At 47.3% G+C, this 26,360-nt stretch carries 30 protein-coding genes; 4 read left to right on the top strand and 26 right to left on the bottom strand.

What is annotated here, in order from left to right:
* Positions 1 to 6 precede the first annotated feature (6 nt).
* From folD to H1230_RS10475, 16 genes are all read right to left on the bottom strand, one after another.
* A complete protein-coding gene (folD, locus tag H1230_RS10550; protein WP_239715426.1) occupies positions 7 to 864 on the bottom strand; it encodes a bifunctional methylenetetrahydrofolate dehydrogenase/methenyltetrahydrofolate cyclohydrolase FolD in 858 nt (285 codons plus the stop codon).
* A 41-nt stretch (positions 865 to 905) separates the two neighbouring features.
* Positions 906 to 1,358: a transcription antitermination factor NusB gene (gene nusB / locus H1230_RS10545; protein ID WP_239715425.1), complete on the bottom strand. Its 453-nt coding sequence runs from the start codon at positions 1,356 to 1,358 to the stop codon at positions 906 to 908.
* 405 nt (positions 1,359 to 1,763) lie between these two features.
* Positions 1,764 to 1,997, bottom strand: coding sequence for a DUF2273 domain-containing protein (locus H1230_RS10540; RefSeq protein WP_239715424.1), 234 nt, complete (start codon positions 1,995 to 1,997; stop codon positions 1,764 to 1,766).
* A gap of 15 nt (positions 1,998 to 2,012) precedes the next feature.
* The gene (gene amaP, locus H1230_RS10535) at positions 2,013 to 2,552 is read right to left on the bottom strand and encodes an alkaline shock response membrane anchor protein AmaP (RefSeq protein WP_239715423.1); all 540 of its coding nucleotides are present in this window, start codon (positions 2,550 to 2,552) and stop codon (positions 2,013 to 2,015) included.
* Positions 2,553 to 2,626: 74 nt separating this feature from the next.
* Entirely contained in the window at positions 2,627 to 3,043 is a 417-nt protein-coding gene (locus H1230_RS10530) for an Asp23/Gls24 family envelope stress response protein (RefSeq protein ID WP_154118567.1), read from the bottom strand.
* Between the two features lie 115 nt (positions 3,044 to 3,158).
* Complete coding sequence (accC, locus tag H1230_RS10525) at positions 3,159 to 4,502, bottom strand: acetyl-CoA carboxylase biotin carboxylase subunit (protein ID WP_239715422.1); 1,344 nt, start codon at positions 4,500 to 4,502, stop codon at positions 3,159 to 3,161.
* Between the two features lie 53 nt (positions 4,503 to 4,555).
* Positions 4,556 to 5,065 carry an acetyl-CoA carboxylase biotin carboxyl carrier protein gene (gene accB / locus H1230_RS10520; protein ID WP_239715421.1) on the bottom strand — a complete coding sequence of 170 codons (510 nt, stop codon included), beginning with the start codon at positions 5,063 to 5,065 and terminating at the stop codon, positions 4,556 to 4,558.
* Between the two features lie 245 nt (positions 5,066 to 5,310).
* Positions 5,311 to 6,216 (bottom strand): SpoIIIAH-like family protein, encoded by a 906-nt coding sequence (locus H1230_RS10515; RefSeq protein ID WP_239715420.1) that lies wholly within the window; start codon positions 6,214 to 6,216, stop codon positions 5,311 to 5,313.
* A gap of 167 nt (positions 6,217 to 6,383) precedes the next feature.
* Positions 6,384 to 7,025 (bottom strand): stage III sporulation protein AG, encoded by a 642-nt coding sequence (gene spoIIIAG, locus H1230_RS10510; RefSeq protein ID WP_239715419.1) that lies wholly within the window; start codon positions 7,023 to 7,025, stop codon positions 6,384 to 6,386.
* A 79-nt stretch (positions 7,026 to 7,104) separates the two neighbouring features.
* Positions 7,105 to 7,884 (bottom strand): stage III sporulation protein AF, encoded by a 780-nt coding sequence (spoIIIAF, locus tag H1230_RS10505; protein ID WP_239715418.1) that lies wholly within the window; start codon positions 7,882 to 7,884, stop codon positions 7,105 to 7,107.
* A 41-nt stretch (positions 7,885 to 7,925) separates the two neighbouring features.
* Positions 7,926 to 9,161: a stage III sporulation protein AE gene (gene spoIIIAE, locus H1230_RS10500; RefSeq protein WP_239715417.1), complete on the bottom strand. Its 1,236-nt coding sequence runs from the start codon at positions 9,159 to 9,161 to the stop codon at positions 7,926 to 7,928.
* A 44-nt stretch (positions 9,162 to 9,205) separates the two neighbouring features.
* Complete coding sequence (gene spoIIIAD, locus H1230_RS10495; protein ID WP_154118573.1) at positions 9,206 to 9,595, bottom strand: stage III sporulation protein AD; 390 nt, start codon at positions 9,593 to 9,595, stop codon at positions 9,206 to 9,208.
* Positions 9,596 to 9,603: 8 nt separating this feature from the next.
* The gene (gene spoIIIAC / locus H1230_RS10490; RefSeq protein ID WP_154118574.1) at positions 9,604 to 9,807 is read right to left on the bottom strand and encodes a stage III sporulation protein AC; all 204 of its coding nucleotides are present in this window, start codon (positions 9,805 to 9,807) and stop codon (positions 9,604 to 9,606) included.
* Between the two features lie 13 nt (positions 9,808 to 9,820).
* Positions 9,821 to 10,339 carry a stage III sporulation protein SpoIIIAB gene (spoIIIAB, locus tag H1230_RS10485; protein ID WP_239715416.1) on the bottom strand — a complete coding sequence of 173 codons (519 nt, stop codon included), beginning with the start codon at positions 10,337 to 10,339 and terminating at the stop codon, positions 9,821 to 9,823.
* The gene (spoIIIAA, locus tag H1230_RS10480) at positions 10,332 to 11,333 is read right to left on the bottom strand and encodes a stage III sporulation protein AA (protein ID WP_239715415.1); all 1,002 of its coding nucleotides are present in this window, start codon (positions 11,331 to 11,333) and stop codon (positions 10,332 to 10,334) included. Before spoIIIAA ends, spoIIIAB begins: the two co-directional genes overlap by 8 nt.
* A gap of 84 nt (positions 11,334 to 11,417) precedes the next feature.
* Complete coding sequence (locus H1230_RS10475; protein ID WP_481857130.1) at positions 11,418 to 11,681, bottom strand: YqhV family protein; 264 nt, start codon at positions 11,679 to 11,681, stop codon at positions 11,418 to 11,420.
* A 295-nt stretch (positions 11,682 to 11,976) separates the two neighbouring features.
* On the opposite strand from H1230_RS10475, the gene H1230_RS10470 reads away from it, so the two are divergent.
* Positions 11,977 to 12,843 (top strand): YitT family protein, encoded by an 867-nt coding sequence (locus H1230_RS10470; RefSeq protein WP_239715414.1) that lies wholly within the window; start codon positions 11,977 to 11,979, stop codon positions 12,841 to 12,843.
* A 360-nt stretch (positions 12,844 to 13,203) separates the two neighbouring features.
* On the opposite strand, the gene H1230_RS10465 is transcribed toward H1230_RS10470, so the two are convergent.
* From H1230_RS10465 to H1230_RS10450, 4 genes are all read right to left on the bottom strand, one after another.
* Positions 13,204 to 14,457 carry an aspartate kinase gene (locus H1230_RS10465; RefSeq protein WP_239715413.1) on the bottom strand — a complete coding sequence of 418 codons (1,254 nt, stop codon included), beginning with the start codon at positions 14,455 to 14,457 and terminating at the stop codon, positions 13,204 to 13,206.
* Positions 14,458 to 14,747: 290 nt separating this feature from the next.
* Complete coding sequence (efp, locus tag H1230_RS10460) at positions 14,748 to 15,305, bottom strand: elongation factor P (RefSeq protein WP_239715412.1); 558 nt, start codon at positions 15,303 to 15,305, stop codon at positions 14,748 to 14,750.
* Positions 15,306 to 15,342: 37 nt separating this feature from the next.
* Positions 15,343 to 16,413 (bottom strand): M24 family metallopeptidase, encoded by a 1,071-nt coding sequence (locus H1230_RS10455; protein WP_239715411.1) that lies wholly within the window; start codon positions 16,411 to 16,413, stop codon positions 15,343 to 15,345.
* A gap of 74 nt (positions 16,414 to 16,487) precedes the next feature.
* Complete coding sequence (locus H1230_RS10450) at positions 16,488 to 16,979, bottom strand: YqhR family membrane protein (protein ID WP_239715410.1); 492 nt, start codon at positions 16,977 to 16,979, stop codon at positions 16,488 to 16,490.
* Between the two features lie 209 nt (positions 16,980 to 17,188).
* Between H1230_RS10450 and H1230_RS10445 the strand changes: the two genes are divergently transcribed.
* Both H1230_RS10445 and H1230_RS10440 read left to right on the top strand, forming a co-directional pair.
* Positions 17,189 to 18,148: a DUF1385 domain-containing protein gene (locus H1230_RS10445; RefSeq protein WP_481857168.1), complete on the top strand. Its 960-nt coding sequence runs from the start codon at positions 17,189 to 17,191 to the stop codon at positions 18,146 to 18,148.
* A 7-nt stretch (positions 18,149 to 18,155) separates the two neighbouring features.
* Positions 18,156 to 18,500 carry a hypothetical protein gene (locus tag H1230_RS10440; RefSeq protein ID WP_239715408.1) on the top strand — a complete coding sequence of 115 codons (345 nt, stop codon included), beginning with the start codon at positions 18,156 to 18,158 and terminating at the stop codon, positions 18,498 to 18,500.
* A gap of 125 nt (positions 18,501 to 18,625) precedes the next feature.
* On the opposite strand, the gene H1230_RS10435 is transcribed toward H1230_RS10440, so the two are convergent.
* The 3 genes from H1230_RS10435 to mntR all read right to left on the bottom strand — a co-directional run bounded on the left by H1230_RS10435 (position 18,626) and on the right by mntR (position 21,928).
* Positions 18,626 to 19,552, bottom strand: coding sequence for a patatin-like phospholipase family protein (locus H1230_RS10435; RefSeq protein WP_239715407.1), 927 nt, complete (start codon positions 19,550 to 19,552; stop codon positions 18,626 to 18,628).
* A 59-nt stretch (positions 19,553 to 19,611) separates the two neighbouring features.
* Entirely contained in the window at positions 19,612 to 21,270 is a 1,659-nt protein-coding gene (locus H1230_RS10430) for a family 10 glycosylhydrolase (RefSeq protein WP_239715406.1), read from the bottom strand.
* Positions 21,271 to 21,502: 232 nt separating this feature from the next.
* Complete coding sequence (mntR, locus tag H1230_RS10425) at positions 21,503 to 21,928, bottom strand: transcriptional regulator MntR (protein ID WP_239715405.1); 426 nt, start codon at positions 21,926 to 21,928, stop codon at positions 21,503 to 21,505.
* Between the two features lie 193 nt (positions 21,929 to 22,121).
* On the opposite strand from mntR, the gene splB reads away from it, so the two are divergent.
* Positions 22,122 to 23,198 (top strand): spore photoproduct lyase, encoded by a 1,077-nt coding sequence (gene splB / locus H1230_RS10420; RefSeq protein ID WP_239715404.1) that lies wholly within the window; start codon positions 22,122 to 22,124, stop codon positions 23,196 to 23,198.
* A gap of 18 nt (positions 23,199 to 23,216) precedes the next feature.
* Here splB and H1230_RS10415 read toward each other — a convergent pair whose 3' ends face one another.
* The 3 genes from H1230_RS10415 to H1230_RS10405 form a co-directional block, all read right to left on the bottom strand.
* A complete protein-coding gene (locus H1230_RS10415) occupies positions 23,217 to 23,930 on the bottom strand; it encodes a cytochrome c biogenesis CcdA family protein (protein WP_239715403.1) in 714 nt (237 codons plus the stop codon).
* 54 nt (positions 23,931 to 23,984) lie between these two features.
* Positions 23,985 to 24,788, bottom strand: coding sequence for a metal ABC transporter permease (locus H1230_RS10410; protein ID WP_239715402.1), 804 nt, complete (start codon positions 24,786 to 24,788; stop codon positions 23,985 to 23,987).
* An 817-nt stretch (positions 24,789 to 25,605) separates the two neighbouring features.
* The gene (locus H1230_RS10405) at positions 25,606 to 26,355 is read right to left on the bottom strand and encodes a metal ABC transporter ATP-binding protein (protein ID WP_154118589.1); all 750 of its coding nucleotides are present in this window, start codon (positions 26,353 to 26,355) and stop codon (positions 25,606 to 25,608) included.
* Positions 26,356 to 26,360 lie beyond the last annotated feature (5 nt).

Here is a 26,360-nt window from a genome sequence, read left to right as displayed (position 1 = left end):
TCTGACCTATTCCAAGCCGCGGCGGCGCTTAGCCGCAATCAGCGTATTGCTCATCAGCATCGTGATCGTCATCGGTCCAACTCCACCCGGTACAGGTGTAATGTAACCAGCAACTTCCTTTGCACTTTCGAAATCAACGTCGCCAGCAAGTTTACCGTTATCCAGACGATTCATACCAACGTCAATTACTACCGCGCCCGGCTTCACATAGGAGCCGTCTATGAAGTTCGCGCGCCCGATTGCTACCACCAGAATATCCGCCTGACGGCTAAGTTCAGCCATATTGGCCGTGCGGGAATGGCACATCGTTACAGTAGCATTCTCACGCTGTAGCAGCAGTGATACAGGCTTTCCTACGATATTGCTGCGTCCGATGACAACCGCATGCTTGCCAGCCATCCCGGTTCCGGTGCGCTTGATCAGCTCGATTACTCCCGCAGGCGTACAAGGGAGCAGACTATCCGCACCTATCATCAGATTACCTACATTTACAGGATGGAAGCCGTCTACGTCTTTCTCTACAGAAATGGCATTAATCACGGCCTTCTCATCAATATGGTTAGGCAGAGGCAACTGAACGAGAATGCCGTCGATATCATCCTGATTATTTAGCTTCTCTACCAGTGCCAACAGATCTTCCTGAGAAGTCGAAGCATCCAATTTGTGCACTTCTGAATAAAAGCCAAGACTGATACAGGACTTCTCCTTATTGCGAACATAGACCTGGGACCCAGGATCTTCACCGACAAGAACGACGGCAAGGCCGGGTTTCACCCCGCGCTCTGCCAGCCCAGCAACCTCCTGGGCAATGTCGATACGAATTTCGTCGGATACTTGTTTACCACTGATGATTGCTGCTGTCATGAAAGTCTTCTCCCCTTTTGTGTACTTAGTCTCTATGGATATTAAGCATGATCGGCTTTGATTGTATCTAATTCTTGAATCATTTTACCAAGCACGCCATTCACAAATTTACCGGAATCCTCGGTACCGAAATGCTTCGCCAAATCGATAGCTTCATTTACAGCTACCTTGGCCGGAACATCATTTGAAAATACCATTTCAAAAGTGGCCAAACGTAAAATTTGGCGATCTACCCGTGACAGGCGGCTCATCTGCCAGCCCTTCAAATAATGTTCAAGCAATTCATCGATGGCAACTTTGTGTTCCCAGACACCATTTACATGCTCAACTACATAATGCTTCAACTGAATTTCATCAGTGATGACACGCTCAGTCTCATTTTCCTCCGAAGCTTCCTCCAGCAGCATTTCTACCGCATCTGCACTTTCCACTTCATTCATTTCCATCTGATACAGGCTTTGGACAATAATCTCTCTTGCTATACGTCTTTTCATGTGTTCCTCCTACAATCTTATATCGCATTAAAATGTTGCCATTGAACCGCCGACTCAACTAGGGATAACTCATTATCAAAAGTACCGCTCTCTTCACCAGTAACCCTAATTCCAGTGACGTGGTTACCTCAAAAGCTCATGTGATTACAATTAGGATATTAATTGTATTTCGCACAATTAAAACTCAGGAAAAAGCTTATGTAGTCTTGATTCCTGAGTTTAATTGTAAGAAATACGCATCACTTCAATTCAACATGGGTTCCTGCTTCTAATTCAGTTCTTGTAAGCAAATTTTCCAAATCCAGATGGAATTAAACGTAAATAAAAAACCGCACAGCCTACTTCCCGAGGCAACTAGCAACACAAACTTATTCTTCCTGCTCCGGGAGTAAGACTATTTGCGGTTCATTTGAAAGGACGCCAGCGTTCGGACAGCCGCGTAACCAGTTCCCGCCATTGAAACAGCGGAGCCTGCGCTTTATCCTTTCGATTGCCAAACGTATACCCGATGAACACTACCAGTGCAAAGAACAGCATATCCCAAAACCCGCTAATTAAATAAATCAATCCGAGAACGATGCCGGAGCTCACTCCGACTATTCTACCCCCGTGACTTCCCCATAGTTCTTTCCAAGACATCAGGGAAACTCACCTCTATTCCACTCGACTTTTGAAGCTTGGAGACTGTGTGAGGTTAGCAATAAATACCGATACGTCAGCTACCGGAATACCGGTAGTCTCTTGCACGAAATCATGCACCTGTCGTTGTACCTCTGTTGTGAGGAGCGGCAAAGAATGTTCTCCATCCACCACAGCACGAATCATGATCTCAAGACCTGCCTGGGATACACGTATCCGCGACTTCAGATCTCTGATTCCCTTTACTTTACCAGCAGCCTTAAGACTCAGGTTCTCAATGGTTTCCATGGAGATCTGGATGTCACCATACTCAGTACGCTGATCCACTGAAGGCATTGAAGCACGGTCACGGCGCAGCGAGATATAGAAGAAACGAATGCTGAGCAGAAACAGGACAACCGCTGCAGTAATGGCAGCAATATAAGCTGTGGGCTCATCTTTAATCTCCAGAGTTCTAGGAATAGCTCCACTTAACAGGAGGATGGCTATAACAGATAATATTCCGATACTTAAGCTGTAGACAAACAGCAGAAGTCTGTCCAAAATTTTGGCCACGAGTCTCATAACCTCCTTAAATTAGAGTAAACCCTCGACTGTGCTGTCGGGGGTTTATGGAAGAACGGTGACTGTTATTTCACGCGCAAAACCACGTCTGTTTCCTCATTCTTGTCCACATTGTTATTGTTTCTGAATTGCACATCATGGATGTGTACATTCACTTCAACAACAGTCAGACCGGTCATAGTCTCGATGGATCGCTTAACATTGCGCTGAATCTCTGCAGCCACTTCTGGTAGACGGTTGCCGTATTCGATGATTACGGATACATCAACTGCAGCCTCACGTTGGCCAACCTCAACCTTGACTCCTTTGGACAGGTTCTTGCGTCCAAGAAGCTCCACAATGCCTCCGGCAAATCCTCCGCTCATGCCCGCAACACCTTTAACCTCAACCGTTGCCAAGCCTGCGATAACCTCGATCACTTCTGGAGCGATCTGAATTTCACCGATTTCCGTCCGTTCGTATTCAGTCGGTAATGTACTCATCTTAGACTTCACACCTTTCAACAAAAGTTGTTCATGATTTCAAGCGTAAAGCACGTCTCTTATTAAACATACTATATCATTTGACGAACTTTATGACAAACAAAGCGAAGTCGTCCTAAATTTCATATTCTTCCAGAAACTTAATATCAAAATTGCCTTCCAAAAATACAGGATGCTCCAGCAATTTCTGATGGAACGAAATTGTAGTATGTATGCCCTCTACTGCAAACTCAGCCAAAGCACGCTTCATTTTGGCAATAGCTTCCTGACGTGTGGGTGCCCAGACAATTAGCTTCGCAATCATGGAATCATAAAAAGGGGAAATCGTATAACCAGGGTATGCTGCACTGTCAACCCTTACACCAAGTCCGCCGGGTGGAAGATAAAAGCCTATTTTGCCCGGTGAAGGCATGAAATTACGTTCAGGATCTTCCGCATTAATACGGCATTCGATCGACCAGCCGTTAATAACGATATCTTCCTGAGTAAAGGAAAGCGTGTTTCCTTCTGCAACAGAAATCATTTCCTTAATCAAATCTACACCCGTAACCATTTCCGTTACTGGATGCTCGACCTGAATGCGGGTATTCATTTCCATGAAATAGAAGTGTCCATCTGGTCCAAGCAGAAATTCCAATGTTCCCGCACCTGAATAATTAACCGCCAACGCTGCGCGGACTGCCGCATTGCCCATAGCTTCCCGGACATCCTGTGTCAATACAGAACAAGGCGCTTCTTCCAGAAGCTTCTGGCGGCGACGCTGAACGGAACAATCCCGTTCGCCAAGGTGAACTACATTACCGTGGTTATCAGCAATAATCTGAATCTCTACATGCTTCATACCTGTCAGTAATTTTTCAAGATAGACACCAGCATTGCCAAATGCCTTCTGCGCTTCCTGTTGGGCGGCTGTAATCTGCTTCACCAGAGATTCTTCATCCTCAGCTATGCGAATACCCTTGCCTCCGCCGCCTGCAGTAGCCTTAACAATAATTGGGTATCCAATATCGCGAGCTACCATAAGTGCCTCTTCAATATCATCTACAATCCCGTCAGAGCCTGGAATGATCGGAACTCCAGCCAGCTTCATCGTTTCCTTCGCTACGGACTTGTCTCCCATGCGGTTTATTGCGTCTGGTGATGGTCCGATAAAGATAATATTGCAGGATTCGCATATCTCTGCAAAATCTGCATTTTCAGCCAAAAATCCATAGCCCGGATGAATAGCATCGCATTCTGTTAAAGTAGCCACACTCATAATATTGGTAAAATTCAGATAGCTGTCCTTGGCCGCCGTTGGCCCGATGCAGTAGGCTTCATCAGCCAAGCGAACATGCAACGAATCCCGGTCAGGCTCCGAATAGACCGCTACAGTGGAAATGCCGAGTTCACGGCAGGCCCTGATAATGCGGACCGCGATTTCACCGCGGTTAGCAATCAACACTTTTTGAATGTTCATGCGTTTCCTCCCAAAATTGTGCGAAGCTTACGCTCCTCATTATCTGCGGATGTTTATTCCGGTTTCACCAGGAACAGCGGCTGACCGTATTCTACAAGCTGACCGTTCTCAGCCAGTACAGACACGATTTCACCCTTAATCTCCGCTTCCAGCTCATTCATCAGCTTCATTGCTTCAATAATGCATACCGTTGATTTCTCACTAACACGGTCGCCCACATTTACAAATGACCCTAGTTCCGGAGATGCGGCACTATAGAAAGTCCCCACCATTGGAGACACGATTTTATGTAATGTGCCTTCTACAGGAGTAGCCTGCGGCTGCGGTGCAGAAGGAGCCTCGCTGGCTGCCGTATAAAAAACTTGTTGCGGGCTCTGCGGCTGTGGGGCGTGCGTAAAGGGGTAGGCATAAGGAGTCGCCTGAATTGCTGATCCATCAGCTTCAGGGCGATCCGGTTTGCGAATAGCCAGCTTCATTCCTTCGCTTTCGATCTCCAATTCATGTACAGAGGAGGTCTGGTCCAGCAATTTAATTAATTCCTTAATTTCGCTTAACTTGAACATATATCAGTTCACTCCTTCAGCTTTCTCTCAAAGCCACTCTTCATCGCGGATAAGAAGAACCGGCTGCATCGTCCTTAGAGGGACGGTATCCGTTTCTCGCAGAAACATAAGCAAAGTATAGCAGAAACTTATACTTTCTAATATTTCAAGATAACTTTATGTATTATATCACAAACGCTAGAAATGGAAAGAGCCCGGGAGAACCCGAGCTCTTTCGTCATTTTCTTATGTTTTATGCAACCCTCTTATTGCTCGGTGACATACTGTACACTGACTTTGTCCTGGGATACACTCAATTCTTTCATCACTAGATCCACAATTACTACGGCCGATTTGACGTCCAGCTTGTCACTGAGCACGACGACTTTATAAGAGTCTCCAGACTCCTCTTTCACAATTGCTTCACCGTATTTTTGTTGAAGCTGCTCTTCAATTCCGGTGATTTTAGATTCTTTTTCCTCCAGCGTACGGAGTTGCTCCTGTGCTACCGCGTTATCTGCAGGAGTCTTATCCATGTCATTGATTAAGGCGAGCAGATCATTTTGATCCTTCAGGTTCTTTTGCTCACGTTCGTAAAGATAGTTACTGAATAGGCTGCTTGCCGATACGCTTTGGGAGGCTACTTCATCCAGGATCGCTGCGTCATCTTTGGCCGGAATCTTCGTCTTTGAGGTTGACGCCGTATCTGTTGCAGCTTTATCCGTAACAGCTGGATCTGTTGCAACCTTGCCTGAATCAGCCGTATTGGTGGCTGTTTGGTCAGAAGTGGATTTTTCATCCGTTGCATTAGTAGCAGTTGTATCAGTGGCAGTGTTTTCTGGGTCGGCACTATTGGTTGTACCGGCAGTGCTGTCATCCAGAATTGCGGAGCTGTCGCTATTGGCTGTTGCAGCATTACTGTTATCAGCAGCGGTACCCGGGTCGGCTGCTACCTCGCCCTGTGTCACTACTTCATTGACAACTACACCAGAATCACCAACCGTTGGATCAGCCGCATCCGCAGTATTTTTGGCTGAGTCTACCTGAATAGTACCTGCCGTTTCTTTTGGAACCGAAGCTCCAGAATCCTCTGTGAATAAATAGTATGCCGAAAGGACCACCATCAAGCTGAGCATGGAAACCAACCAAATTGTTTGTCTTTTTCCATTCATTGATTATTCCTCCTAAAATTTTAATGGAGCTTATACTTCCATGATCTACTTCGCATTAAAATCGCTTCGTAAGCATAAACTTGAATTTAATGGAGCTTTCACTCCCATGATCTACTTCGCAATTACACTGGCTTCGTAAGCATTTGCTTAGTTTTGTTAGCCTTCTCCTATTCCTGCTTGCGCGGGACAACAGAAATGCGATAACTTGGCACATTCAGACCTTTTTCAATGGCTTGTTCAATCAGTCCTCGTACGACTTTGTTCTCGGCCCCTTTGGCTACAACGAGCACACCGCGAACTTGGGGTTTAATTCGCTTCGTGATGATTGGCGTCTCATCCCCCGACTGCGTGTAGGTGACAATTTCGCCATCCCTTGTATACTGTGTCGTATGCCGCTTGCCGCCACTTGCATCGGTTTCTTCACTAAGCTGCTGAGAATCATTCATATTGCGTTGCACAACAATCTCCTCTGTTGAGTCTACGGTGACCATGATATCGACTGTACCGACGCCAACGATTTTTTCCAGAATCTCCTTCGTCCGATTCTCCATGGCCTCTTCAATACTGTCGAATGAATTTGGCGTCGTTGTCTCACCCTGCAGCAATGCGGACTGTGTGGATTGATTCACTGGCGGCTCACGCCCCGTGTTCTCACTGTCCAGCTTCTTCACGTTAACGAAGGAATTGAACAGCATAATCGCCGCACCTAGCAGACCCAGAATAATCAGCCAGCGAAAGGTATGACTTCGCTTCGGACTCCCAGCACCGCCCCCAGCCCATTGCTCCAGTTTTTTCAGCCAATTGCCCATTCTATCCCTCCTAAAAGTTCTTCGCGCAAGACTCGTATTGCAAGCATTCATCTATAATTCAAGCATCAGAGTATAAGGTTCAAAGTTTAGTGTCACTGCTGCTATTGCCCTGCACCTGAATAACTCCGGGAGCCAGGTCCCATTTCTGCTCTAACAGCTTAATTATTGAATCGGCCTCATCTGCTGCGTGATTGTCAGCCTTATTGCTTCCATTCGCTGCTTCCGTCCCAGCCCCAGCTGCTGTTCCAGTCTCCTCAGTGTCAGGAGTAGTCTCTACTGTGATCTGGACTGCTTCCACTGGTGGAATAACAATCGACTCTGCGGTTGTTGTTCCCGTGGTTGTAGGACTGCTAGTTCCAGTGGCTCCGCCAGTTGTTGCTGGCAAGGAGACGCTCACCGAAGAAATCACCGGGACCTCTTGGCCGATAGTTGCATCAGCGGCTTTTCCCATCCCAAGTTTCACTGTAACTTGTGCCCCGCGCACTCCGGTCTCACTGGTGATTTGATCTCTCATCTGACCAGCAACTTCCTGAGCGGCCAACTTCAAGCTCTGCTCCTGGCGCCCCTTGGCTAGCATCTGCCCATCCGCCAGAATCTTCTGCAGCGAATCGTCTCCTTGTTTGGCTCCTGAGAGCAGTCCGCCATCTTTCTCCTGCTTCGCTATGGCAACACTTAGTTCTGACGCAGCGTCCCCCTTCAGTAGTGAAACAATCGGACTCAGCATGGTGAGCAGTACCAGCAAACTGAGCACCAGCCTGGCGTAACGCTCCATGGACTTACTCGGAAGCAGCATTTCCACGAAAGCTGCCAGCAGCACAACCAGAATGATCTCCCGCAGCCACCCGCCTAACCAGGTCATGGTAACCCTCCTAAACTCGTTTCGAAATGTAGCCTTGAGTCTCACCTCATCATGACGGTGACATTACCGGCAGTCAGCATAATCGTGACCGCCATAAAAAACATTAACGATACAGCAGCCAATGCGGCGAAGACATAAATCATGCTTTTTCCGATAGTCTGCAGGCAGCTTACGATCGGTGTTTCTCCCAGCGGCTGCATTACCGCGGCGGCCACATTGTAGATGAGGGCCAGCACCAGTATTTTGATCGCTGGAAAAGCACAAATGAACAAAATGATAATGACACCCGACAGCCCGATGGCATTCTTCACCAGCAGTGAGGCCGAGATTACCGTATCCGTAGCATCTGCGAACATTTTACCGATGACCGGCACGAAATTGCCTGTTATATATTTAGCGGCCCTGATTGTGACCCCATCCGTTACAGATGCGGTAATTCCTCTGACTGAAATCACGCCCAGGAACACGGTCAGCAGCACTCCCAGCAGTCCCGCTCCAATATTGCGCAGCAGATTGGCCAGCTGAGTCAGCTTATATTTCTCCGACAATGCGCTGACTAGATGCAGCACCGCCGAGAAGAACAGCAGCGGGAAGACTACAGTATGGATCAGCGTCCCAACGGTATGAATCATAAAAACAATCAACGGATGGGTCACTGAGACGGTAACGACATTGCCCATAGAAGCCAAAAGCGCAAACAGCAGTGGAATCATGGCCATCATGAAGTCGATCATCCGGTCGATCGCATCCTGTGCATACCCTATCGATATATTGAAGCTGTTGACGGCGATCACCAGCACGACCATGTAACAGAGCGTATAAGCAACCTTACTGACTGTTTTACGTTCAAAAGCGGTCTGCAGCGTCTCCAGAATCATGCTGAGCACACTGATCATGACAATCGTCACCAGTAGCTTGCCGTTATACAGCACTTCATGCCACATGTATCCCATAAGACCGGATAATACACCCTGAAAGCTAAGCCCCTTATCCCCCGGAAGCAGCATGTCCATAAGTGAAGGTGTGGCCCCATCGGGGAAAAACCCGCCGTAATCCTTCATCAACTGATCCCAGTACATCTCAACTCCGTCCTTAGGCAGGTCCTGGACTTGGCTCTTCACCCATTTATCGACGGGTGAGCTAGAGTCAGAGTCGGTAGAGGAGGAGCTGACAGGAGAGGCCTGAGCAGTCCCAGCGCACCAAAGAAACAATAAGCAAGGAAGCAGCAGCAGTATCATTTTTAATTTGGGAGGCCGAAAAATACTGCGCACTTGCATAACTTCTCCTCCTGTTAGCCGACTGGCAAAGCGTATTTATAGGTTCAAGCAGGCAAAAGCTTCATCACAGTTTCGATAATAATGCTGATAATAGGTACGGCCAGCACCATAATGAGCACTTTGCCTGCGAGCTCAATTTTGGAGGCGATCCCTTCCTGACCTGCGTCACGTACAATCTGGGCTCCAAATTCCGCGATATACGAAATCCCGATAATTTTGAACACTGTCTTCAGATAGATCATTTCCATCCCTGATGATTCAGCCACGCGCTCAAGCGTAGAGAGGATCATCCCAATCTTGCCCATCAGGAACAGAAAGATCATAATGCCTGTTGCTGTAGCGAGCAGAAAGGCGAACAGTGGCTTTTGTTCCTTGAGAATAAGGATAAGGATGGTCGACATCAGCCCGATTCCAACAACCTGAATGATTTCCATGGCACACCTTATTGAAAAAGAAAGATCGTTTTTATTTCCTGGAGCAATCCATCCAGCATGCGGATCACCATAAACAACACAACAATAAACCCGACGATCGTCACCCAATGAGCCATATCCTCTTTGCCCATCTGCTTAAGCACCGTGTGGATCATGGCTATAATGATGCCGATGCCGGCAATTTGAAAGATGGCGTTAACTTCAATATTCATTCCTGGCACCTCGCTAAAAGATCAAAATGACGATCAATGCTCCAAGCAGCAGACCCAGGCTTTTACTCATTTTTTCATACTTGCCCTGATCCTCTCTGGCCATTGTTTCCTCCTGCTTCAATTGCTGCAAAGCCAGTGCAATATGGGTACTCTGATTCGTCCTGTCGCTTGTACCCAGCGTGCAGCTAAGCTGTCGGAGAATCTCTTTCTCTGTCCCCTTCATTGCGGTCGTCTTCCAGTGAGCTTCCATGACCCGCTGGAAGGCATCCTGGGCACTCCGGTCATGTGGAGGACTCATCTCTTCGGCAGTTTTGACAAAAAACCACTTTAGCGGTTCTCTGGACTGCTGCCCGATCCGCCTCATGGCTTCCGGCAGCGGTGTGAACCCGTACATAATTTCGGTCTCCAGCCGTTGTAGAGCGGCGATTAAGCCACGAATGTGCTGCGGCCTGTCAGCATACTGCCGAGCACGCTGGAATCCTGCCAGCGTACCCGCCAGCACGATCAACACGGCGCCAAACAGCTTAAGCATGAACGTCACCGCCTATCCGTTCCTCCGCAGAGACCAGCAGCAGCCCGCGTTTCTGGCTGTCGAGGATTCGAAAGGAGAGGCCCGCTTCTGAGCGGTGTAGGATAACATACCGTTCGAACATCTTGTGCTCCAGCAATCCGCCTAGGCCCGGCCTGCGGGCCAGCTCGGACACTTCCTTGCCGTGTGCAGACGCTACAACGGATATTCCGGCGTGCAGCGCCTCCGTCACGGCCTCAGCGTCCTCAGGGCGGCCAATCTCATCTGCGATTAGCACATCAGGCGAGAGCGAGCGTATCATCATCATCATGCCTTCCGCTTTGGGGCACCCATCCAGAATGTCTGTGCGCGGGCCGACGTCAAAGGCCGGAATACCACGTCTGCTACCGGCAATTTCCGAACGTTCATCAACAATTCCAACCTTCAGCCCAGGCCGTACGCCCTCCCGCTTGCTTTGCACACCAGTGGAGATTTGCCTTGCCAGGTCACGCAGCAGGGTTGTCTTGCCGTGCTGAGGTGGCGATAGGATCAGCGTATGCATAATCCGCTGCCGCCCCCTGTCCAGCAGATAAGGCAGCACACCATCGGCGATGCCAGGCACAGCACGGGCAATCCGCACATTGAAGCTGGTAATATCGCGCAAATGCTCCACGCCACCCCCACTCAGCACCGTTCGACCAGCCAGTCCAATCCGATGCCCACCGGGAATCGTAATGAAGCCTTTGCGCAGCTCTTCCTCCATCGTGTACAGTGAATGGTTGCTGATCAGATCCAGCAGCCGGTGAGTGTCTTCCCGGTCCGGCTTGTAGGCTTCTTCTGGAATCTGCGTCAGGCTGCCGTCCCCGGAGAGAAAGTGATACCTTCCGGAATAATTAATTTCAAGCGGACGGCTTTCGCGGACACGTATTTCCTCAACCATCCCAAGCAGCGGGCTGGGGAGTGTTTGGAGCAAAGATCTCACTTTTTCAGGAAACAATTGAAGCCAATCGTTAGCCATACCCATGAACCCCCAAGTTGTCCTCTACTTCATTTGCTTTAATCCATATTTATGCTTGTACGTGTCGTTTATGCCTATCATCTATCATTTTTTCAGAATGCCGATTAAGAGAAAGGCCACTCCGCAACCGATCCAGCCAATCTTGCTCCACGAAAGCTGCTGGGTCATCCCTGTAAGGCCAATGGTTGTAGTCAAGATCAATACAGTCGGACCTACCAGTGCTAGCGCCGAATTCACTACCAGCGCCTTGTCCACCTGATTCAAGCGCAGCATAAGAAGTGCAGCTGAAATTTCCACACTGCCGGATATTATTCGCAGCACTGCCATCCAGCTTACATACTTGTCCAATCTGCTCAACTCCTTTTTATTGATTTAAGCCCCAGACTTATGCCTCCAATCGCTGCTGTAAGCGGCTATTATCCATGGTTATGCGGGACTGGCCTACTTTAGACAATTAAAAGTGTGAAAGAAATCATAGAGCTTCCAGCAATAAAAAAATATCATCAGTATGATAAAATAAACTTTGCATGTGTTTAAAAAGCAGAAAGGCAAATATAAGGACCTCAGATAGGTTAAACTTATACTTCCTAATCTTTTGAACAGAGTTAGTGGTAAAAACACAAGAAAAAAGGGGATTTTTGTTATGCACGTTCGTAATTACGGAGTACCGCTCGTTACTGGAACTGTGGCCAAACAAGTTCGGGAAATTGTCATTATCATTTTCTCGGCCTTTTTGGTGGCAAGCGGGCTTCGGTTATTTCTCATTCCTCACCAGCTTTTAAGTGGAGGAGTAGCCGGAGTGGCTTCCGTAGCCGGTTATTTAACGAATCCAAAGTTTATCTCGCTCATTTATTTTGCTATTAACCTTCCTATTCTTATCTGGGGCTTTATCGTTGTAGGCAAGAAATATATTTGTTTAAGCATGTTATCCGTTCTAGCCACGACCTGGTTTCTGAATATTATTCCTGTGGTGCAGTTGACCAAGGACCCCATTCTGGCGAGTATATTTGGCGGGGTAATCATTGCAGGCGGAGTGGGTTTCTCGCTGCGTGCTGGAGGTTCTTCCGGTGGATTTGACATATTAGGCTCTATTATTACCCGTAAGCATGATATCCCTATGGGGAGCGTACTCTTTGTAATGGACGGGCTCGTTATTCTAAGTCTCGGGTTCTTCAAAAGCTGGGACTCCGCACTGTACGCCATGCTCTGTATCTTCGTCAAGAGCAGAGTGGTAGATATGATCCATATCCGCCATGTGAAATTAACCTGCTTCATTGTTACGAAGGAGCGGGATAGAATGCTGGAGTCGCTTACCCGACTGCCTCACGGCGTCACGGTGGTCAATACGGAGGGTGGCTATAGCCACGAAGGTAATGCGATGTTGATGACCGTTACAACCCGCTATGAGCTGGCCACGTTGCGAAAGACCATTCTGGAGACCGATCCGAAATCATTTGTTAACGTGCTGCAGACCGTAGAGATCGTGGGCAGGTTTCGGAGGATGGTTTGATTTTCTGCAGATATCTGCAAATAGCTCTTTGAGTGTATTTTGTACAGTAGAATGGGTCTGATAGTGGATAAAATTGGTTTCTACTGTATTTTGTGCAATCAAATGACGCAGAAGTGCTCTAAATCAGGTGTTTTGCGAAATTCTAATGTACGTAATACAGTAGAATCTTTTTTTTGCCGGAGATAAGAGGATTCTATTGCACTTTATGCAATCAAATTCATCTTAGAATTCATTTAGGGATGAAACCTCCCCTTCCCGATGAAGAAGCTTTCTTGATTTCAACTGAGATAGAACAACAAAAAAGGATGTCCTTAGCCTATAGAGGCTTTAGGACATCCTTTTTTGATTCTAAAGCAGTGTTTAGCGGCGATCCTGAGGACCACCAACGAAGGCCTGCTCGGTCGTATCCAAGTTATAGGCGGTGTGAAGCGCCTGAATGATATGTTGCAGATTACCGGATTCAATCACGCAGGAAACCTTGATCTCGGAGGTACTAACCATCTTGATACTAACGCCCTGCTTGGAGATGACTTCAAACATTTGTGCGGCAACACCAGGGTGGCTGACCATGCCTGCGCCCACAATGGATACCTTCACGAGGTTATCTTCAGATGTAACTTCACTATAAGGCAAAGTTGCATGCATTTGCTCAATAACTTCTTTAGCCCGTGCCATATCATCCAAGGAGACGGTAAAGGAGAAATCAGCCTTCTTGTTCTGCACTCCGCTCTGTACGATAATATCTACGTCAACGCCCTCTTCCGCCAGCTTGCCGAAGACTTGCGCCAGCACGCCTGGCATATCAGGCACTCCCAAAATACTAATACGTGCTACATTCTTGTCATACGCAATTCCGCTGACTACAACTCCCTGCTCCATGCTCGCTTCCTCCTTCACAACGGTACCTTCATTAGTGTTGAAGCTTGATCTGACGACCAGCTTTACTTGATGACGTTTCGCGTATTCCACAGCACGTGGATGCAAGACTGCTGCGCCCAGATTGGCCAGTTCGAGCATTTCGTCATAAGAGATTTCCTTCAGCTTCCGCGCACTTTTCACGATACGCGGGTCTGTGGAATAAATTCCGTCTACATCAGTATAGATCTCACATACATCAGCTTTGATCGCTGCAGCCAGCGCTACAGCTGTCGTATCTGAGCCTCCGCGTCCAAGGGTAGTAATCTCCCCATCAAGCGTCATGCCCTGAAAACCGGCTACGATAACAATTCGATTCTTTTCCAGTGATTCCAGTACGCGCCGCGGTACAATTTCATTAATGCGGGCACGTCCGTGAGTATCATCCGTGCGGAATCCGGCCTGCCAGCCTGTATAAGAAACAGCATCCCGTCCGATTCCGTGAAGAGCAATGGACAACAGCGCTACAGAGATTTGTTCTCCAGTCGTCATCAGCATATCCATTTCACGTGCGGGCGGCTGCCCGTTCAGTTGCTTCGCCTGATCGATCAATTCATCCGTTGTGTCGCCCATGGCGGATACAACCACAACGCAGTGGTGCCCCTCATCCTGCTTGTCTGCGATGCGCTTGGCGACGCGTTTCATACGTTCGGTGTCGCCGACGGAGCTGCCTCCGAATTTCATAACATAAAGTGACAAAGTCCAATTCACTCCCTATTTCGGTCTATGTAGTAGCATACCTTTTGGTTTCACGCTTTAAACCAGTATAATACGAAAATAGTGACTTGCGTTAATGGTTTCACAAAAAAATTCTAGGATTGTTCTCGAAAAACAGCAAAAACCCCACCGCAAAAAGCGGGGAGGCTGGTTAACTGAGAATATTCAAGAAAAAACGAATACCGTCCTTTATAGGGACGGTACCCGTTTCTTCGAGAAATAGAAGGATAAGTTATTGTGTATAAATTCTTATCTTTTTAAATAACAAATGCCTACGCGCGGGAGATGTATTTACCTTCACGTGTGTCGATAAGCAGTACATCATCTTCGTTAATGAACAGAGGAACCTGAACATTCAGGCCAGTTTCCACTTTGGCGAATTTAGTCGCGCCTTGAGCTGTATTACCTTTGATTCCTGGCTCCGTTTCCACAACCTTCAGTTCTACGCTGGTAGGAAGGTTAATGCCCAGAATCTCGCCCTTGTAGCTGATGATGTTAACAGTCATGTTCTCTCTGATGAAGTTAAGCTCCCATTCCAGCTGTTTAGCATCAAGTGTGAATTGGTCATAAGTCTCGTTATCCATGAAGACATGATCTTGACCACTTGCATACAGGTACTGCACGGCACGGTTCTCAATAATTGCCCGGCCAATGGTTTCGCCTGCACGGAAGGTTTTTTCTACGGTGTTACCGTTGCGCAGGTTTTTGAGCTTTGAGCGTACAAATGCCGCACCTTTACCTGGTTTTACATGCTGGAAATCGATAACTGTGTAAATATCTCCGTCTACCTCAACGGTTAATCCTGTTTTGAAATCGTTAACTGAAATCACTAAGAATCCCTCCTGAAAATCAATAATAAAACATAAATTACAGCACCAAGTAATCTTTCGATGAGTGTGTCAGCAGAGCAATGCCATTTTCGGTGATCACAATGTCGTCTTCAATGCGGACGCCACCAATACCTGGCAAATAAATACCAGGTTCGACAGTCACGACCATACCCGGCTCCATCACTTCATCGCTAAGCTTGGACAATCGCGGCCATTCATGCACTTCCATGCCAAGGCCATGACCCGTACTGTGTCCGAAATACTCTCCGTACCCGTAACGGACAATAATGTCACGCGCCAAGGCGTCGCATTCCCGGCCCGTCATACCCGGTTTGATATGTGCTAGTGCATGCAATTGAGCTTCCAGCACAATATCGTAGATCTCTTTCAGCTTGGGATCTGGAGATCCCAAAGCTATGGTCCGGGTCACGTCCGAGCAGTACCCGTCCAATAATGCGCCGAAATCGAAGGTTACGAATTCATTACCCTTAATTACACGGCTGCTTGCTACGCCATGCGGCATTGCTGAACGTTCACCAGAAGCCACAATGGTATCAAACGAGGAAGAAGTTGCACCATGAGTGCGCATGTAGAATTCCATTTCCAGATCAACATCGCGCTCGGTCATCCCTGGTTTGATTACATTCAGAATATGACTGAAGGTAGCATCTGCCAGATCTGCTGCCCGCCCCATAACGGCAAGCTCCTCTTGATCCTTGAATGTGCGCAGATTCTCCACAGCTTTGGAGACTGGAATCAACACCGCCTCTTTCAACGCTTCCGCATAAGCGGTATAAGCACTGAAAGTTACATCCTCCTGCTCAAAGCCAATCCGTACATTTTCGCCCGCAGGCAGCAGTTCACGAATGGTATCGATGAACTTCGGACCGTGCTCTACAACCTTCACTCCCGCTGCTTGTTCAGCAGCCTGTGTCATATACCTGAAGTCAGTCAGCAGATAACAGTCATCACCGGTGACCAGCACATAACCGGACGAGCCGGTGAAGCCACTTAAATAGCGGCGGTTAATGCCGCTGGTTATTAACATCGCTTCCAATCCATGATCCTGCAAAACCTTACGTAGCTTGGAGATACGCTTGTTGCCCATTTTCATTCTCCTCTCGAAATAGCCACATTGTATTTTAACATAGGGATATGCCCTTGAGAAGTTTTTTCGGGGCATCAGGCAAGTCTTGTGGTTTGCTCACGCTTTCGCTCATCAGTGTATTCGATGGCTGCGGTGTATCCAATGAACAGCCCCCAGAGCAAAAAGAGACAAAATTCACTAATTATAGAGTTCCAAGGCAGCCGGAATGGCCGCTGCATCAAGAAAAGTTGCGAGCCTGCGAGAAATAAAGCTGACCACCATAGAACCCCATATAACATTCCAGGCCAAGGCCCCTTCAGTTTTCGCAGAATAAGCACATAAAGCAAGGACATCACTACCGAGAAGCCTATAAAAAATAAATACCCAAGCAGATGTCCTGCTGCCGTCACCAAAAAATCGTGCTTAAAAAAGGGCTCCGCCAAAAAACCAGGGATGACCTTGGTAAAGTGTAAGGTATACATGAGCCAGCGTGCTCCTCCCCATATAAGACCTGCAAAATAACCCAATTCCAAAGCAAATATCCAGGGGTTGGTAGGATCGGATTTCTGTTGATGCGACATGCTCATAGGGCTGCCTCCCTTTCATATATAGTTTCCACGAATGGTCTTTTGATCTCTCTAACAAGTAGTATGTACAGCAAAAGGCAATCCAACTAGTAATACAGTCAAAAATTAGTTACAATGAATTATATATAAACCATTTTAATTACAGGAAGGTGAATGGGTTGTCCCAAGGAACTCCAAGTTACGGCGGCCAAGCCGTTATCGAAGGCGTTATGTTCGGCGGCAAGCACATTAACGTAACAGCCGTACGGCGGAAGAATCAGGAAATTACATTTTTGGAGGTGCCGAAAAGCGATAAGAGCTGGGTCATTAAACTGCGCAAGATTCCGCTGCTTCGCGGCATTGTCAGTATTATAGATTCCAGCGCCAAAGGCTCCAAGCACTTGAATTATTCGGCGGAGGCTTATGCCGATGATGAAGTGGAGCCAGAGGATCGAGCAAAGCAGATTGAAAAGCAGATCGAGAAGCAGAAGAAAAAAGATGAGGGCTGGAGTCTTGGAATGATTTTTGGCGTAGCTGTCATGGGAATTCTCTCTTTTCTGATCGGGAAGATCATTTTTACGCTTGTACCGGTATTCGTTGAAGATTTTTTATTCCATAATGCATTTAATAACTATATTTTGCACAACCTCGTAGAGGGCGGTATTAAACTGTTGCTGCTGTTGGTTTATTTATGGGGTATCTCCCAGACCCCTGTTATCAAGCGGTTGTTTCAGTATCATGGAGCCGAGCATAAGGTTATCAGCGCCTTTGAGGCTGGTGAAGAACTGACCCCGAGCAAGGTACAGAAGTACAGCCGCTTGCATTACCGGTGCGGGAGCAGCTTTATGATGCTGACCATTATACTGGGCGTTATTATTTACTCGGTAATTCCTTGGGATAATCTTATGGAGCGGGTATTACAACGCATTGTTCTAATTCCGTTTGTCATTGGCATATCCTTTGAGGTTCTGAAAGGAACTAATGCCGTGAAGGATATTCCGGGTCTGAAATATTTGGGCTATCCTGGATTGTGGCTGCAGTTGCTTACAACCAAAGAACCCAATGAGGAACAGTTGGAAGTATCCATCGCTTCCTTCAATCGTATGCGTGAGCTTGATGCCGAGATTGAAGCAAGAGGATATACGGAGGCAAGTGTGTCAGGCGGCATATTGGATCCTGCGAAAGGATGAGGCCCTTTTGATCAGACATGCTTTAATATTCTGGAGTGCAGTGGCACTCGCAATAGTTGGTCTTATAACAGGGATCTTAGGTAGTGGCATTATTTCGTTAAGAAATTTATTATTCCCCGTGTTGCTGCTGGCGGTTGTTTTTTATGCCTACAAAATAGCTCCAGCCCGATCCGCACGCAGCACTAGCAGCAGCGGATCGAAGACACAAGTCAAGCCTTCACAGAAGACTATGGCTAAGGTTGCTGGCAAGCGTAAGGGACAGGCCACCTCTGGCAAACGTAAAAGCTATCCTTTCCAGGTGATAGAAGGCAGTAAAGGGAAGAACGATGAGAATTTACCGAAGTATCACTAAAGTTTATCTTCGAGAAATATAAGGATAAATTATTGCGTGAAACATATAAATTCTTATATTTGATTCAAAAGGCATCTCTCACGTCATTCCTGACGTTAAGAGATGCCTTTTTTCATAAGTGACTATTAGCGCGGCCGCCATTCCCGGAAAAAATCCTCTCCAGCCTTCTGCCCCGCTGCATATAGCGCATCACTTTGAGCAGGTGTGATATTGAACTCGGTTGTAGCGATTCCCAGAGTGGAAATCTTGACGCTGCGAACAAATTTCTCTTGTTCAATGTAACGTTCGTCGTGAGCCGACAGCATGGTCTCCACCATGGCCTGCAGCATACTGAATGGACCTGTAATCTTATGGGGCTGCGGGTCCGTCTTACCGATCATCTGATAGCCTACAGTGGGTATTCCAGCAGGAGATTTAGCTCCCTCTTTCTTCTCATCAAACAACCATAGAGGAAAATTACTTAATAGTCCGCCATCCACAAGATACACAAATTGCTCCCTAAAGGATTTCCCCTTAGCCGCCTGCCCATTCAACCGCAGCATGACCGGATCGAAAAAGTAGGGAATACTGCAGCTCATGCGCACAGCCTTTGCTACCTCAAAATGGTCGGGAGAAATCCCATACTCCTCCAGCCCTTCCGGCAGCACTAGAATCCGCCCGTTCGTAATGTCCGAAGCAATAATCGATAGCTTCCCACGGGGCAGGTCGCTGAAAGTCACAATCCCTTTTTTCTGCAAAATGCCATAGATCCAGGACTCTAGTGCTTCACCGGAATATAACCCTTTCTTCGTGATTACTCGTAGCGCAGGTCCAACAATGGGGGTATTGTAAACCGGTGCCCTTTTCAGAAATGCTGTAAAGGACGTGCCTCGAATGATCCGGCTCATCTCCTTGCCATCGTAACCTGCGGCCAGCAAGGAGGCTATAATGGAACCTGAAGAGGTTCCTGCTACTCTTTTAAACGTACGGCCCGACCTTTCCGTTGCCTCTACGGCTCCTGCGAGCGATATTCCCTTTACACCTCCACCTTCAAACACCGCGTTAATCTCCATAAACACACATCCCCCGTTCCCATAGATTCTATTGCTTATCTATGAGCACGGGGGATATTTCATGACTTATTATAAAAGGTTAACAGACTGGCAAGTCCAAAGGGATTCCGGACCACAATATCATTGGCTCTGAACATAATGCTTCCGCCAACCTCATCGTATTTCTCATTGTATTTCAGCTGGTTGATGATCTGTTGGCCGCTTTGCCATTCGGCGCTCTGATCACTTGCCCCAACTTTATAGGCTGCTTGGCCGATATATAGATCCACGTTAGTATCCGCTACCTCTTGGACCCACCAATCCACCAGCTTGTCATAGCGGGCTGCACTAAAGGAAAGACTCCAATAGATTTGCGGGGCGACATAGTCGATCCAGCCTTCTTTAATCCATGTCCGTACATCCGCGTACATATTGTCATAAGCAGATACCCCTGCTGTTGTATCTGAGCCGGTGCTATCTGACTTTTTGTTCCGCCATACACCAAAAGGACTGATGCCATAAGAAACGGAAGGTTTGGCAGCATGAATTTCTGCGCCCAGCTCGCGAACAAATTCATTAATATTATCACGGCGCCAATTCTCCTTAGAGGATATGGCTTTTGAATTATAGGTCTTATAGGCAACATCATCCGCAAAGGAACTGTCTGAAGGATAGAAGTAATCATCCAGATGCACACCATCAATATCATAGCCATTTACGACCTCCATAACCGTGTCGATAATGCTCTGGCGTGCCTGTGGAATTCCTGGATTTATGTATTTCTTGCCTCCTGTAGTTACAATCCAATCCGGATGTGCATTCACAATATGGTTGCTCGTGAGCGAAGCTAAGGTCGCGGCAGAGGTATCTGTTGTGGCACGGAAGGGGTTGAACCAGGCATGGAATTCCAGGCCCCGGGCATGTGCTGCACTTACCATATATTCAAGCGGATCATACCCAGGATTCTTGCCCTGAGTTCCTGTCAGCACTTTCGACCAAGGAACCAGCGCTGATGGGTACAGGCTGTCGGCAGAGGGTCTTACTTGAACAAAGACAGCATTAAATCCGACTGCCTTCAGCTTGTCCAGCAAGCTGTCGAACTCCTGCTTTTGCTTATCTGCTTTGCCTGCAGAAGAGACAGAAGGCCAGTCCAGATTGAACACTGTGGAGATCCAGGCACCCTTCATGGCTTTACTAGTCTTCGCACCCGGCACAGACGGTATCGAAGGCACACTTGGGGCCGGAACCGTTGGCGTTACTGGCAAAGTAGGCGTCTGCGGATCTGCTACTTGAGGCGGCTCAATATTAGAATACAGAGCTATATGTTTGGTAGCCTGATTCCATATGACCTGCAGTCCCAACTGCTCACTTACAAATCGGAGGGGTACCATTACCCTGCCTTGCTTGATTTGCACTGAAGTGTCGAGGGCAACTGATGTTTCATTCACAACTGCAAATTTCTGGCCGCTAGTCAGCTTAAGGACGGTATCCCCTTTAGTGATCGTAACGGCCTTGGTGCTCTGATTCCAATCTACACCAGCACTCAATCCCTTACTAATTACACTGATTGGCACCATCGTTACATTGGAAGTTGTGATATATGGAGGTACATCACTGACCAGTGTCTCTCCATCCAGTTCAATCGTGATCTGTAGTGTGGCTGCACGTGCACCAGAAGACCACATGGGCAAGCACAACAAGATCACCAGCAATCCAAACATCCATTTACGATAGTTCATCTTTTCTCCCCCAGGTAGTAAGAATTGTATAAAAATAAAAAACAGTTACCATCCATACAAGAAACGGCTTACGCCGACCTTATATGGACGGTAACTGTTTCTCATCAGAATACGTAAAAGTAGGCTTGAAGATGCTTTCTTTTAAGATTCCAAAAAAAGAACGGTATCCGTTTTGACGTAAATAAAGGAAAAAGGTTGCGGTTTTAACAGAAATAGCAACTATTATACCTGTTTAAGAATCGCTAACCAGCTCAAGGTGTATATCATATAACGTCTGTAGACGCGCTTCATCCCGGCGGAAATACTCCACCAGAGTTTCTATACGGGTAATGGAGTCCCAACTTAAATGATGCTCAATTCCTTCCACATCCTGATAGATATGCTCCGGTTGAACTCCGATCAGACCCAGAAATTCCTCCAACAGCTGATGACGATCTACAAGCCGTTTCCCTACTTTTTTCCCTTTATTGGTCAGGACAAGCCCACGATATTTCTCATAGATGAGATATTCGTCCTTATCCAGTTTTTGGATCATCTTGGTCACAGAGGAGGGGTGTACTTCCAATCCCTCGGCAATATCCGAGACCCGCGCATAACCCTTCTCATCTATGAGCTTGTATATGCGCTCCAAATAATCCTCCATGCTGGGTGTTGGCATCAAATTTTACCTCTTTTCTATTATGAGCATGGCGCCTTAGCCAAACCTTGCTCTAACAATGATACATGTTTCTGCCGCTCCTTGGCAAGTCCCGGGGAGCAAACCGCTCATCTCCTGTATAGGATTACCAAGGTTTCACACAGCTTAGTAATGGCACAATATCGTTAACCTCATTCCTAAGGAGCGTGATCTCATGTCAGTTGTAACGCCCGTACAGCCTACCCTCAAGAAACCAAGGAAGGCAACGGGTCTCTTCATTCCCGAGCTTGTGTTCTTCGAACCGAGCGCCCTGAATTACCCTAAAGGCGAACGTATCATGGAATGGGTGAAAGCTCAGAATATTCCCTATCGAATGACAACGTCACATAACCGCATCACCAATCTGCCAGGTGAAACGGAATCAGAGCAATACAAAATTGCCAAAAGAACACTCGTTGTCGGCTTACGCAAAACGTTAACTTTTGACCAATCCAAGCCATCCGCCGATTACGCGATCCCCATTGCCACCGGTTGTATGGGTCATTGCCATTATTGCTATTTACAGACCACATTAGGCGCAAAGCCCTACATCCGTGTATATGTGAACACCGGAGACGTTATCAATGCAGCTAAGCGCTATATTGAAGAACGGGCACCGGAAATCACAACTTTTGAAGCAGCTTGTACTTCTGACCCACTCGGACTGGAGCATATCACCGGTTCACTGGAGGAGCTAATCAACTTTATGGCTGAAGAACCACTGGGTCGCCTTCGTTTTGTGACCAAATACCAGCATGTCGAGCCTCTGCTTTCTTTACAGCACAAGGGCCATACCCGAATACGCTTCAGCATTAACGCCGACTATGTTATCCGAAATTTCGAGCCTGCTACCTCTCGGTTCGAAGAACGAATTGAGGCTGCCGGGAAGGTCGCACGCGCCGGTTATCCGCTTGGCTTCATCATTGCCCCGATCATCTGGTATGACGGCTGGGAGGAAGGCTATGGAGAGCTGTTGGCTCAATTGGCACGAACTCTGCAGCCAGAGATAGGTAAAGGTCTGACTTTCGAGCTCATCCAGCATCGCTTCACCAAGACCGCCAAAACCCTGATCGAGAAGCGCTACCCCAAATCCAAGCTAGAGATGGATATTGAGAAGCGCAAAAAGAAATGGGGCCGCTGGGGGCAAAATAAATATGTATATCCAGACGAACAGCAAACCGCCCTGCGCGAGTATATTACAGAGCGGATTTTCGAGCATTTCCCGGAAGCACGAATTGATTATTTTACCTAAAAACAGTTCCGCTGTCAATCAGAATTTCAGCCATTCTGGAGTAATGCCCTGCAGCCAGACAGTAATCCGGAACATTTGATCCGTAAATAACAGGAAACCCATCAATATCATAAGCCCGCCGCCGAGCTTCATCAGCAGGTTGGAGTATTTAAGGATATGTCGTGCCCCACCAAGGAAAAAGGCAAAAGCTAAAAATGGCAGTGAAAATCCGATACTGTAAGCTGTAATCATTGCAAACCATGTGCCTGGGTTACTTGCTGAAAGGGCGATAATTGGAGTTAAAATTGATCCAATACAGGGTGACCAGCCAGCGGAGAAGCCAATCCCAAATACGAATGATCCGACGTAACCTGCAGGCTTCCATTTTATGTTCAGCTTACGTTCGCGCAGCAGAAACTGCGGTTGAAATATGCCCAGCAGAAACAGCCCCATCGCGATAATAAGGATGGCGGAAAGCTGGCGGATCAATTCACGTTGCCCATTAAAGAATTGACCAAATAGCCCGGCCCCGAATCCGAGCGTATAAAAGACTACGGAGAATCCCAATAAAAATGCCAAGGTATGTGTAAGAGTCTTAAAACGGACCTCTTTTGTATTGCTGCCTGACTTTAATTGCTGCACAGATAGACCGGTGATATAAGACAGATAAGAGGGATAAAGCGGCAGACAGCAGGGAGAAATAAATGACGCTAACCCGCCGGCAAATGCTATTCCAACATTAATGTTAGACAAAGTGGCAGCTCTCCTTCTTAGGGTTCAAGTCACTTCGTTCAAGTCTACATCCTTTTAAGCGGGCAATCCTTTTTTGCCGACCAAGGTCAATACCAGAAGAGCAATCAGCAGCAGGACAATCGTCGCACCTGGTGCCAGATTCCAGATTCCAGCCACAACAAGTCCACCTACAACAGCAATTTCTGCTATGATCACAGACAATACTACGGTTGATTTGAAGCTGCGAGCCAGCAAAAGGCTGATGGCTACCGGAACGGTAAGCAGGGCAGACACAAGCAAAGAACCTACTATCTTGATCGCGGTGCTGATAACCAGAGCTGTCAGAACCGTAATCAGCATATTGAGCACCTTTACAGGCAAGCCGCTGACACTGGCAGCATCTTCTTCAAAGCTAAGCAGAAAAAATTCCTTAAAGAATAACGTCACTACTACAACCACAGTTATGGTCACAATACCCACTACGATGAGGTCGATATTGTCGAGTGTATAGATACTGCCGAACAGATAGCTCATAACGTCCGCATTATATCCTTTCCCCAAGGTGAAAAAGAGGGAGGCCAACGCTACTCCACCTGACATGATGATCGCGATCGACAGCTCCGCATAGCTTTTGTAAGCCTTGCGGAGCTTCTCAATCCCAAAGGATGCCGCTACTGCAAAAATTAGCCCCGCTCCAAGCGGATAAAAGCCAGTCAAAAAACCAAGCGCAACACCAGCTATCGTTACATGCGCCAGCGTATCCCCAATCATGGACAGCCGTCTAAGCACGAGAAAAACGCCTATAAGCGGCGCCGTAATACCAATCAACAGTCCGCCGGCAAGCGCCCGCTGAAAAAAATCACTGAATAGGATTTCCAAATTAATTCTCCTTTAATTTCTTACCTTTCAAAACCTACCATCCATGCCTACCTTTTAATCCCTAATTTTCGATACCTACCTTTCGATCCCTACCTTTCGATCCCTACCTTTCGATCCCTAACTTTCGATCCCTACCTTTCGATCCCTACCTTTCGATCCCTCCCAAACCCTCCCTTCCAAGGGAGGGCTCCAAGGGTTGCACCCTCTGGACACCGGCTAAGTTCAATTAGCGTGCGAGGTCAGGATTCTGGTGTCGGGTTGCTATAGAGGGGGATCGCTTTCGTCCCTAACGGGACACGCTTAACGTTTGGCAGTGTCTAGCTGCGTAAAGGACTAAGAGCTAAGGACTAAGGGCTAAGGACCTAAGGGCTAAGGGCTAAGGACCTAAGGGCTAAGGACCTAAGGGCTAAGGACCTAAGGGCTAAGGGCTAAGGTCAAGAGCTAAAGACCAAGAACAAAAGACTGGGCCATCCTATGTTGTACTATGGATGACCCGTATAGATCAACGGATAGGCTGCGCCCGGCAAACTAACCTGACTAACTACGAATGACAGTGGCAGATAATCATTTCACATGTTTAGCAGCAAAAAATGCCGCTAAATCGCTCCATAAAGATGATATCCGTAATATAGATGCAAATTATGCTGCTAATTTAGCCATATCTGCTATTTACGAATTGAATTCCCAAAATTAACGGCAGCAAATCATGTTAAATGTTCCAGAGGAGGTATATGCCTATATTTAGAGGCAGTAATCTCATCTAATTTGTCAGTTGCATCCCATCATACGTTAGTGCAAATATTCAACACAACACTGCTTAAGTAAACGTATGCTGCAGGTTATCTACTACACAATCCTGCACCTCATGGGAGTGACGGGAGTAAAAGTTGATTTTGCCGTTGCTTTGTACTGGTTCATGACCCAAGTAATTTTTGATCATGTCGATATCATGTGAAACCATCAGGAAAGTCATGTGATGATGAGCATGCATATGCATAATCAGCTCGAAGAATCCGGCCTGAGTCTCCGCATCAATGCCCACTGTAGGTTCGTCCAGAATTAACAGATCAGGATGGTTAATCAGAGCGCGCGCCAGAAATACACGCTGCTGCTGACCACCGGACAGCTGGCCTACTCTTTTGTCGGCGATATCCTGTATCTTCATTACTTCGAGTGCATCCAAGCATTGGCGTTGCTGTGTCCGCGTAACTCGGCGGATTAGATTCTTGTTGTTGTACAAGCCGGATAACACTACTTCGCGCACCGTTGCGGGAAATAGCGGATTAAAAGCATTCTTCTGTGGAACGTAACCGATCCGTTCCCAATCCTTGAATTTGCGCACGGGATGGCCGAATAGTTTGATCTCCCCGCTAGTCGCTGGCAGCAAGCCAACGATCATCTTTAACAGTGTCGTCTTGCCAGCACCATTTGAACCGATGATGCCGAGAAAATCTCGTTCTTTCACGGTATAGTTCAGATCTGAAATTACCTTTTGCTCGCCATAGGAAAAGGACAGATCCTCTATTTCGATTATATGCTGATGGCAGTCCAAGGATAACGATTCCATGATTA

It is taken from the genome of Paenibacillus sp. 19GGS1-52 (assembly GCF_022369515.1).
GTDB lineage: Bacteria > Bacillota > Bacilli > Paenibacillales > Paenibacillaceae > Paenibacillus_AQ.
Note: the sequence above shows the minus strand (reverse complement) of the source record. Positions and strands in the feature narration are given on the sequence as shown.

Coding starts and splice junctions, on each gene's coding strand:
- folD (WP_239715426.1), bottom strand. CDS start 864: ATGACAGCAGCAATCATCAGTGGTAAACAAGTATCCGACGAAATTCGT.
- nusB (WP_239715425.1), bottom strand. CDS start 1,358: ATGAAAAGACGTATAGCAAGAGAGATTATTGTCCAAAGCCTGTATCAG.
- H1230_RS10540 (WP_239715424.1), bottom strand. CDS start 1,997: ATGTCTTGGAAAGAACTATGGGGAAGTCACGGGGGTAGAATAGTCGGA.
- H1230_RS10530 (WP_154118567.1), bottom strand. CDS start 3,043: ATGAGTACATTACCGACTGAATACGAACGGACGGAAATCGGTGAAATT.
- accC (WP_239715422.1), bottom strand. CDS start 4,502: ATGAACATTCAAAAAGTGTTGATTGCTAACCGCGGTGAAATCGCGGTC.
- accB (WP_239715421.1), bottom strand. CDS start 5,065: ATGTTCAAGTTAAGCGAAATTAAGGAATTAATTAAATTGCTGGACCAG.
- H1230_RS10515 (WP_239715420.1), bottom strand. CDS start 6,216: ATGAATGGAAAAAGACAAACAATTTGGTTGGTTTCCATGCTCAGCTTG.
- spoIIIAG (WP_239715419.1), bottom strand. CDS start 7,025: ATGGGCAATTGGCTGAAAAAACTGGAGCAATGGGCTGGGGGCGGTGCT.
- spoIIIAF (WP_239715418.1), bottom strand. CDS start 7,884: ATGACCTGGTTAGGCGGGTGGCTGCGGGAGATCATTCTGGTTGTGCTG.
- spoIIIAE (WP_239715417.1), bottom strand. CDS start 9,161: ATGCAAGTGCGCAGTATTTTTCGGCCTCCCAAATTAAAAATGATACTG.
- spoIIIAD (WP_154118573.1), bottom strand. CDS start 9,595: ATGGAAATCATTCAGGTTGTTGGAATCGGGCTGATGTCGACCATCCTT.
- spoIIIAC (WP_154118574.1), bottom strand. CDS start 9,807: ATGAATATTGAAGTTAACGCCATCTTTCAAATTGCCGGCATCGGCATC.
- spoIIIAB (WP_239715416.1), bottom strand. CDS start 10,339: ATGCTTAAGCTGTTTGGCGCCGTGTTGATCGTGCTGGCGGGTACGCTG.
- spoIIIAA (WP_239715415.1), bottom strand. CDS start 11,333: ATGGCTAACGATTGGCTTCAATTGTTTCCTGAAAAAGTGAGATCTTTG.
- H1230_RS10470 (WP_239715414.1), top strand. CDS start 11,977: ATGCACGTTCGTAATTACGGAGTACCGCTCGTTACTGGAACTGTGGCC.
- H1230_RS10455 (WP_239715411.1), bottom strand. CDS start 16,413: ATGGGCAACAAGCGTATCTCCAAGCTACGTAAGGTTTTGCAGGATCAT.
- H1230_RS10450 (WP_239715410.1), bottom strand. CDS start 16,979: ATGAGCATGTCGCATCAACAGAAATCCGATCCTACCAACCCCTGGATA.
- H1230_RS10445 (WP_481857168.1), top strand. CDS start 17,189: ATGTTCGGCGGCAAGCACATTAACGTAACAGCCGTACGGCGGAAGAAT.
- H1230_RS10435 (WP_239715407.1), bottom strand. CDS start 19,552: ATGGAGATTAACGCGGTGTTTGAAGGTGGAGGTGTAAAGGGAATATCG.
- H1230_RS10430 (WP_239715406.1), bottom strand. CDS start 21,270: ATGAACTATCGTAAATGGATGTTTGGATTGCTGGTGATCTTGTTGTGC.
- mntR (WP_239715405.1), bottom strand. CDS start 21,928: ATGCCAACACCCAGCATGGAGGATTATTTGGAGCGCATATACAAGCTC.
- splB (WP_239715404.1), top strand. CDS start 22,122: ATGTCAGTTGTAACGCCCGTACAGCCTACCCTCAAGAAACCAAGGAAG.
- H1230_RS10405 (WP_154118589.1), bottom strand. CDS start 26,355: ATGGAATCGTTATCCTTGGACTGCCATCAGCATATAATCGAAATAGAG.